The organism is Porphyrobacter sp. SLTP, from assembly GCF_009905735.1.
Lineage (GTDB): Bacteria > Pseudomonadota > Alphaproteobacteria > Sphingomonadales > Sphingomonadaceae > Erythrobacter.
On record NZ_JAAALE010000012.1, the window covers coordinates 101,520 to 108,457 of the forward strand.

General features: G+C 66.0%; 9 protein-coding genes. 6 read left to right on the plus strand and 3 right to left on the minus strand.

The window, feature by feature from the left end; genetic code table 11:
- Positions 1-5: 5 nt before the first annotated feature.
- Positions 6-413, minus strand: a complete 408-nt coding sequence (locus GVM20_RS11530) for a DUF3576 domain-containing protein (RefSeq protein WP_166547355.1) — start codon at positions 411-413, stop codon at positions 6-8.
- 447 nt (positions 414-860) lie between these two features.
- On the opposite strand from GVM20_RS11530, the gene GVM20_RS11535 reads away from it, so the two are divergent.
- From GVM20_RS11535 to GVM20_RS11545, 3 genes are all read left to right on the plus strand, one after another.
- Positions 861-1,634, plus strand: coding sequence for a hypothetical protein (locus GVM20_RS11535; RefSeq protein WP_166547335.1), 774 nt, complete (start codon positions 861-863; stop codon positions 1,632-1,634).
- 174 nt (positions 1,635-1,808) lie between these two features.
- Positions 1,809-2,531 (plus strand): acetoacetyl-CoA reductase, encoded by a 723-nt coding sequence (phbB, locus tag GVM20_RS11540; protein WP_166547336.1) that lies wholly within the window; start codon positions 1,809-1,811, stop codon positions 2,529-2,531.
- A 123-nt stretch (positions 2,532-2,654) separates the two neighbouring features.
- The gene (locus GVM20_RS11545; protein WP_166547337.1) at positions 2,655-3,197 is read left to right on the plus strand and encodes a DUF7010 family protein; all 543 of its coding nucleotides are present in this window, start codon (positions 2,655-2,657) and stop codon (positions 3,195-3,197) included.
- A 10-nt stretch (positions 3,198-3,207) separates the two neighbouring features.
- On the opposite strand, the gene GVM20_RS11550 is transcribed toward GVM20_RS11545, so the two are convergent.
- Positions 3,208-3,984, minus strand: coding sequence for a helix-turn-helix domain-containing protein (locus GVM20_RS11550; protein ID WP_166547338.1), 777 nt, complete (start codon positions 3,982-3,984; stop codon positions 3,208-3,210).
- A 103-nt stretch (positions 3,985-4,087) separates the two neighbouring features.
- Between GVM20_RS11550 and GVM20_RS11555 the strand changes: the two genes are divergently transcribed.
- The 3 genes from GVM20_RS11555 to GVM20_RS11565 are packed head-to-tail and all read left to right on the plus strand — an operon-like array spanning position 4,088 to position 6,374.
- On the plus strand, positions 4,088-5,197 hold the full coding sequence (locus GVM20_RS11555; protein ID WP_166547339.1) for a calcium:cation antiporter: 1,110 nt from the start codon (positions 4,088-4,090) through the stop codon (positions 5,195-5,197).
- Between the two features lie 17 nt (positions 5,198-5,214).
- Positions 5,215-5,805 carry an NADPH-dependent FMN reductase gene (locus tag GVM20_RS11560; RefSeq protein ID WP_166547340.1) on the plus strand — a complete coding sequence of 197 codons (591 nt, stop codon included), beginning with the start codon at positions 5,215-5,217 and terminating at the stop codon, positions 5,803-5,805.
- A gap of 50 nt (positions 5,806-5,855) precedes the next feature.
- A complete protein-coding gene (locus GVM20_RS11565) occupies positions 5,856-6,374 on the plus strand; it encodes a hypothetical protein (protein WP_166547341.1) in 519 nt (172 codons plus the stop codon).
- Positions 6,375-6,399: 25 nt separating this feature from the next.
- Here the strand turns inward: GVM20_RS11565 and GVM20_RS11570 are convergent, their stop codons facing one another.
- Complete coding sequence (locus GVM20_RS11570; protein WP_353653150.1) at positions 6,400-6,921, minus strand: twin-arginine translocation pathway signal protein; 522 nt, start codon at positions 6,919-6,921, stop codon at positions 6,400-6,402.
- Between the last annotated feature and the right edge of the window lie 17 nt (positions 6,922-6,938).

Genomic DNA, 6,938 nt, shown 5'->3' on the forward strand with positions numbered 1-6,938 from the left:
AAACTCTACGAAGCAATCGCCTGACGGCGCAGATCGCGGGCCTTGGTGAGGATAATGTCCTCAAGCTTCTGGACAGTGGCGGCCTGCACCGGGGCTTCGACCCAGTTGCCGGCTTCGTTCACCTGACGGCTCGCCGCGACGCGCAGGGCATCAGCGCGCAGATCCTGATCGAGGATCGTCACGGTCAGCTTGACCCGCTCATTGGGGTTGGAGGGATTGGAATACCAATCGGTCACGATCACGCCCCCGCTGCTGTCGGCCTGAAGCAGCGGCGCAAAGCTCACCGTGTCGAGCGCGGCACGCCACAGATAGGCGTTGACGCCGATGGTGTTGAGCTGGGCCGCCGACAGTTCGGTGCGCGGACGGGCGCCGCCGCCGCAGGCGCTGAGGCCCACCAGCGAAACGCCAAGCAGCGCAAGGCCGAGCGTGCGGCGGCCAAAGGAAACTTTGCCGGCCGGGCGACCAGTGGCCTTGGAGAAAGTGGCGGAATTGGCGCGTGTCACAGCCGGATCATCCTCATCATCTGTATCGGCCTCGCTCTATAGCCCCAAGGGTTGATGCGGCAAGCATCATCCGCGCGGAGCCCCGGCCGAGGCGGTCAAGCCCGCCGCTGCAAGAGCGCCCGCGGGCTTTACCCAGCCTGAATTTACCTCACCCTGCAACATTCTGTGTGCATGGTGCCACAGGTGCGGCGCGAATCTGTTTCGTGTCGCAGCAACCCCATTGCAAGCGGCCGGCGCGAGACTATCACTATATTTCAAAGTGACCGCGACTCAGCTGGCGTTAAGGCAAAGCGTGGTGAGGCAAAGGCGCTCCAGTCGGAAATCCGGGGCGCAGCAGAACAGGAAACGGGTAGCATAATGGCACGCGAGTCGGACAGGTCAGCAAAGGCGCAGCAACCGCTGCGGTCGTTTGCCCTGTACGCGCTGGCGTGCGGTGCGCTGGCCCTTGCCGTGCCGAGCGCCGGACTGGCGCTGGCGGGCGAAATCGTCCCGGTGCGCACGGCGGCCTCGCTCGATGCGCTGGGCCTGCGGATGTTCACCCCGGCCTCGGTTGATCCTGATCTGGCTGCCCGCGTGGCTGACAAGGCCCGCGCCCGCGGCATTCGCTTCACCCCCGCCAGCGCGCCGACCATGTCGGGCAAGCGCACAGTGACAGTCGCGGTGCGGATGGATGATGACACCGCCCGCGCGATCACGGTGCGCAAGGCGATTGACGCCGTACCGGGCCGCGGGCTGGGCCTCACCGGTCTGGATTCGAGCAAGTTCCAGCTGGGTTCGGCACGCGGCTACAAGAGCTTTGCCCGTTCGGTCGATCTGTCGGCCAAGGTCAGCAACGTCTCGCTGCCCGATCTGGCGCAGTTCGAACCTTCGCGCCCCAAGGCCGAAGACAAGCCCAGCCGCCTCCAGCCGCGGATCGAGCTTGAAGATCGCCAGATTGCCGGCCGTTCGCCCAACACACTCGATTCGACCGCTGCGCAGACCGTGGGTCTGGGCGGGAGCTTCCGCCTTTCGCCTAATCTCAACGTGACGGCAGGCGTGCGCTACTCGCAGGAGCGGGAACGGCTCAATCCGCTGACCAATTCGGTGCAGGATAGCCAGGCGGTTTACGTCGGGACGCAGATCAAGTTCTGATCCCGCGCTGATCCACCGGGCGTTGGCCCGTGGTTGCCCGCTCATTGCACGATCATCGCCCGGTCATTGGCGTTTCAACGGCGCCGAGGCGCATAGCTATTCCCCGCTTTCCCTGACCCTACGGCACGGCTAGGTTGCGCTGGTACAACCGCATCACGTCAAGGGGAGAAGAGCATGGGCCGGGTAGCCATCGTCACCGGAGGAACGCGCGGGATCGGGGAGGCGATCTGCAAGCGGCTCCAGCGCCAGGGCCATACCGTCATCGCCAATTACGCCGGGAACGAGGAGAAGGCGCAAGCCTTCACCAAGGCCACCGGCATCCCGGCACGCCGTTGGGACGTGGGCGATTACGAGGCGACCCAAGCGGGCTGTGCCGCCGTGGCGGAGGAATTCGGCGCGGTCGATATCGTGGTCAACAACGCCGGGATCACCCGCGACGGCACTTTGCACAAGATGAGCTTCGAGGACTGGAACGATGTCATGCGCATCAACCTCGGCGGGTGCTTCAACATGGCCAAGGCGACCTTCCCCGGGATGCGCGAACGCGGGTGGGGGCGGATCGTCAACATCGGCTCGATCAACGGACAGGCGGGGCAATACGGACAGGTCAACTATGCCGCGGCCAAGAGCGGCATTCACGGCTTTACCAAGGCCTTGGCGCAGGAAGGCGCGAAGTTCGGGGTAACGGTCAACGCGATCGCGCCGGGCTATATCGACACCGACATGGTCGCCGCCGTCCCCGCGCCGGTGCTGGAGAAGATCGTCGCCAAAATCCCCGTCGGCCGCCTCGGCATGGCGGAGGAAATCGCCCGCGGGGTGGCGTTCCTGACCAGCGAGAACGGCGGCTTCATGACCGGCTCGACCATGAGCATCAACGGCGGCCAGCATATGTACTGAGGCCGGGAGGCGCGCAGCGCTGCAGCTCGGCGGCGCGAGCTCGCCGAACCCGTCTGACGTCAGCCTGCGGCTTTGCCGCAGGCCTCCTTCTCGCTAAGCTCTCCTTCAACAAAGGGGGACCGCATGGCACTATCCGCAGCACAACTCGATCTCCGTCGCGCCCATGTGAACGGCGGCGCGGGCGTGCTGGTATCGGGCCTGGCGTGGCTCGCGGCGGCAATCGCCTTTCTCGCCGCCGGCCCCAAGCCCGCCTTCGTCACCCTGTTCGTCTGCGGCTTGGCCATCGCGCCAGTGGCAGGGCTGGTGGAGCGATTTGTGTTCAAGGCCTCGCCCTCCACCACTGGCAAGCGCTTGGAGTGGATCGCGATTGCCACCGTCCCCGTGCTGCTCGGCGGGTTCTTTATCGGCTGGCTCGGCATGGCTGAGGCACCTTTCGCCGCGGTCCCGATCGTGGCGATCGGGGTCGGCCTGCGCTACCTCACGTTCCCGGTGATGTTCGGGGGACTGGTTTTTGCCCTGTTGGGAGCGGCGTTCATCGCTGCGGGCGCGGTGGGCATCCTCAGCCTCCCAGCCGCCCCGTGGATAGCGCTCGGCCTTGGCGTGATGGAACTGGCCGCGGGCGCAATGCTCGTACAGCAATGGCGCGCCGCGGCCAGCCGGGCGTAACGCCCGGCCCTCACCCGATCACAATCCCCACCACGCGCCACGCGCCATCCTCCCACGCCAGCGAGACGCTTTCGACCTGATTGGTCCCGTCCGCATAGCTGCTGGCGAACTTGACCAGCTGGTAGCCTTCGGGCGGAGCGGGGACGAATTCGTTGGTGACGAGATTGCGGGTCAGCACTGTGCCGAGCGGCGGGCGCACCTTTTCAGACACCTCGGTCCAGCGCTCCAGACTGTTGAGCTGGCGAAACTGCGAGCCGGTAGCGGCGTAGCTTTCGGCCCAGCGGCTCTCGTCGATCAGCGTCAGGAAGGCTTCGGCCGCCCGGGCGGCGGCGGCAGCATCAGCCTCGGCCGTCGCGGCGGCTGACACCGCAGGGGCGGGGGCCAGCACCGAGAGCGGCGAGGCGGGGAGGAACAGCGCGGCAAGAATCAAGGACATGGCAAGCACTCCGGCAAGGGTGAGAGCAAGGCCCGGCCCAAGGCCGAACCACGCCCGCCGCTGGGTAGCGGATGCCGCTGCCCCTGCCGCGCCAGACCCCTCGGCCGCATCCCCCAAAGCCTTGTCCCCCAAACTTTCGGGGGCCTCTTCGCCTTCCTCTGCCAGCAACCGCCGCGCCGCCTCGCGGCTGCTGGTGACGCCGAGCTTGCGCCGCGCATCGCGCAGCCGCTCGTTCACCGTGTGCACCGACAGGCCCAACGCCTGCGCCGAGGACTTGGCGTCATGCCCGCGCAGGATCAGCCGGAGGGTCTGCTTCTCCTTCTCGGTCAGCGTGTCGAGGACGGTCGTCATGGCTGCGGTCTAAGGCGCGCGCCGGGGGCGGGCCACCCCGAATTTTTCGGGTGTCGTTTCAGCGTCGTTTCCCGCGCCGCCACAATGCGATAGGCTGACGCGCATGACAGCTACCGCCACCCCATCCCCCGCCGCTCGCCTCACCTTCGGACTTCCGCTCTGGACGTTGATCGGGCCGGTGCTCGGCATCGCCGCGCTGGCGCTGGGCAAGCCGGAGGGGTTCGCCCCCACCACAATTATCGCCCTGCTGCTGGGCGCGGCAGTGATGGCGGCGGTCTATCATGCCGAAATCATCGCCCATTATGTCGGAGAGCCGTTCGGCACCCTGATCCTCGCGCTGGCGGTGACGGTGATCGAGGTGTCGCTGATCGTCTCGATCATGCTGGCGGGCGGCGAGGACACCGAACTGCTGGCGCGCGACACGCTGATCGCGACGATCATGATCACCATCAATGGCATTATCGGCATCTGCCTGATCGCAGGCGGGCGGCGCCATCTGGAGCAGGCCTATACCCAGGCCGGGGTGAGCACGGGCCTGGCGATGCTGGCGACCCTCGCGGTGCTGACGCTGGTCCTGCCACGCTTCACCACCAGCGCGCCCGAGGCCTATTACACCGAGACGCAGCTGGTGTTCGTCGCGGCCGTATCGCTGATCGTCTACATCACCTTCGTGGTCGCGCAGACCATCCGTCACCGCGATCATTTCATCCACCACATTGAGGATGCCGACGATCACGCCCACGAAGAGCCGGTCTCGCGCCCCAAGGCAGCGGCGGCGGCGGCGATGCTGCTGGCGGCGCTGGTGGCGGTGGTGCTGCTCGCCAAGAACCTCTCTCCGGTGATCGAGGCCGGCGTGCAGGCAGCGGGCGCGCCCAAGGCGGTGGTGGGGATCATCATCGCCGCGCTGGTGCTGGCGCCCGAGGGCTTCTCCGCATTGCGCGCGGCCAAGGCCAACCGGGTGCAGACCAGTCTCAACCTCGCGATCGGATCGGCGCTGGCCTCGATCGGGCTGACCATCCCGGCGGTGGCGATGGTGGCGCTGGCACTGGGGCTCGATCTCGAACTCGGGCTGTCGATGGGCGGGATCGTGCTGCTGGCGCTGACACTGCTGGTGGCGAGCCTGACGCTGGGCCAGGGCCGGACCACGGTTGTGCCGGGTGTGATCCACCTCGTGATCTTCGCGACCTATCTGTTCACCACCATCGTGCCGTGACGGCGCGGGAGACTGACATGGCTGACCGCATCCTCGTATTCTACGGCTCCTACCGCCGCGACCGGCAGGGCATCCGGCTCGCAGATTACTGCGTCCGCGAGCTTGAGGCGCGGGGGTGCGATGTCGAGCTGATCGATGCCAAGGCGCTCGATCTCCCCATGCTCGACCGGATGTACAAGGAATATCCGAAAGGCGAGGCGCCCGATGCGCTGGAAACGCTGGCGAGCAAGATCCGCCGCGCAGATGCCTTCCTGTTCGTGGTGGGCGAATACAATTGGAGTGTGCAGCCGGGTCTGAAGAACCTCACCGACCACTTCCTCGAAGAGTGGTTCTGGCGGCCCGCCGCAATCGCGAGCTACTCCGCCGGGCGCTTCGGCGGGGTGCGCGCGGCGCTCGCGTGGCGCGATATCCTCGGCGAAATGGGCATGGTGGTGGTGTCGAGCACCATCGCGGTGGGGCCGATGAAGGACACGCTGGACGAGAAGGGGGAACCGGTCGGCGACGGCGGCAAGGCGCTGGCAAAGCAGTTCCCGCGCTTTGCGGACGATCTGGCATGGTGGACCGCGGCGGCGAAGGCGCAGCGGGAGAAGGGGGCGGTGCCTTATTGATCGGACGGTGGGTGACGAAGGATTAAGGCCTTGTGTCTTATGGGTTGCTTATGTCGGAACAGCCCACCTTCGCGGCCTTCGAGATACAACCCGATCCTGTCGAGCCATTCGACTGGCTGGGGCGCGTGCTCACGCAATTCGCGGTCGCCGAACGCGCCATAGGGCAGTTGTGTATCGCCTTGGACCTCCCCATCGACAAGGGACCGCTTTCCAGTCTGCAGACGCTGTGCAATCGCCTGTACCGCAGCAGCAACAAACGCTGTCAGACCCTCCTCAAACGGATTGAGCGCTGGAGATCATTTCGCCCGCTCCGACATCTTCTCGCACATGCGTCGATCATGGTTGTGCATGACAACGCGGGGAACAGCTTCCTTCTCACCCGCCATCTGCCGCTCGATCGGTATGACGTGACGCCGGACAGGCTTTGGACCCGGGATGAATGTCAGCAGTTGCTCAAGGTTGCATCCAGCGACGGGCGCTCGATCACCGATCAGATTCGCAACCTGATGCAGACCCCGGCCCTCATGTCCGCGCTGAAGCAACCCGACCCCGGATCAAGTCCGGGGTGACGACAAGAGATGATTGGCGCGTCGCCTATTGCGCCTTGCCCGCGGCAACCATTGCGTCCCATTCTTCCCATGCAATCGCCCGCCCTGGATAGGCGACGTTCCGGAAGGGCCAGTCGCGGGCGATCCAACCCTTCGTCCACGCGTATAGCTCGGCATCGAAGCCCGCTTCATATTCCTCCGCCGTCACCCACAACCGGACCTCGGCGTCATAGCTGCCTGCCCTGCCCGGATAGACATAGACGCAGCCCCGTTCGCGCAAACCATCGGGGGTGAGCACGGCGTAGGCGAAAGATTCGCGCCGCGCGAACCGTCCCGCTTCGGTGTCCATGTCGGCCTTCGCATCAGCTAGTGTCAGGCCATCATGTGGCCAGCCCGTGCTACGGGTGAAGGTCTTCTGCAGGTGCGCGATCGACGCCATGTAGGCGCGATAGTCGATCTCGGTCAGCGCGGGGCCGAGCGGGACGAGCTTGAAGCCCGGCCCCTCGATCAGCGTCGGCACGGCGAAATCGGGCGCGATAATGCGGGTGGGGTACCGATCACGGTCGATGCGTTCAACGGCTAGCG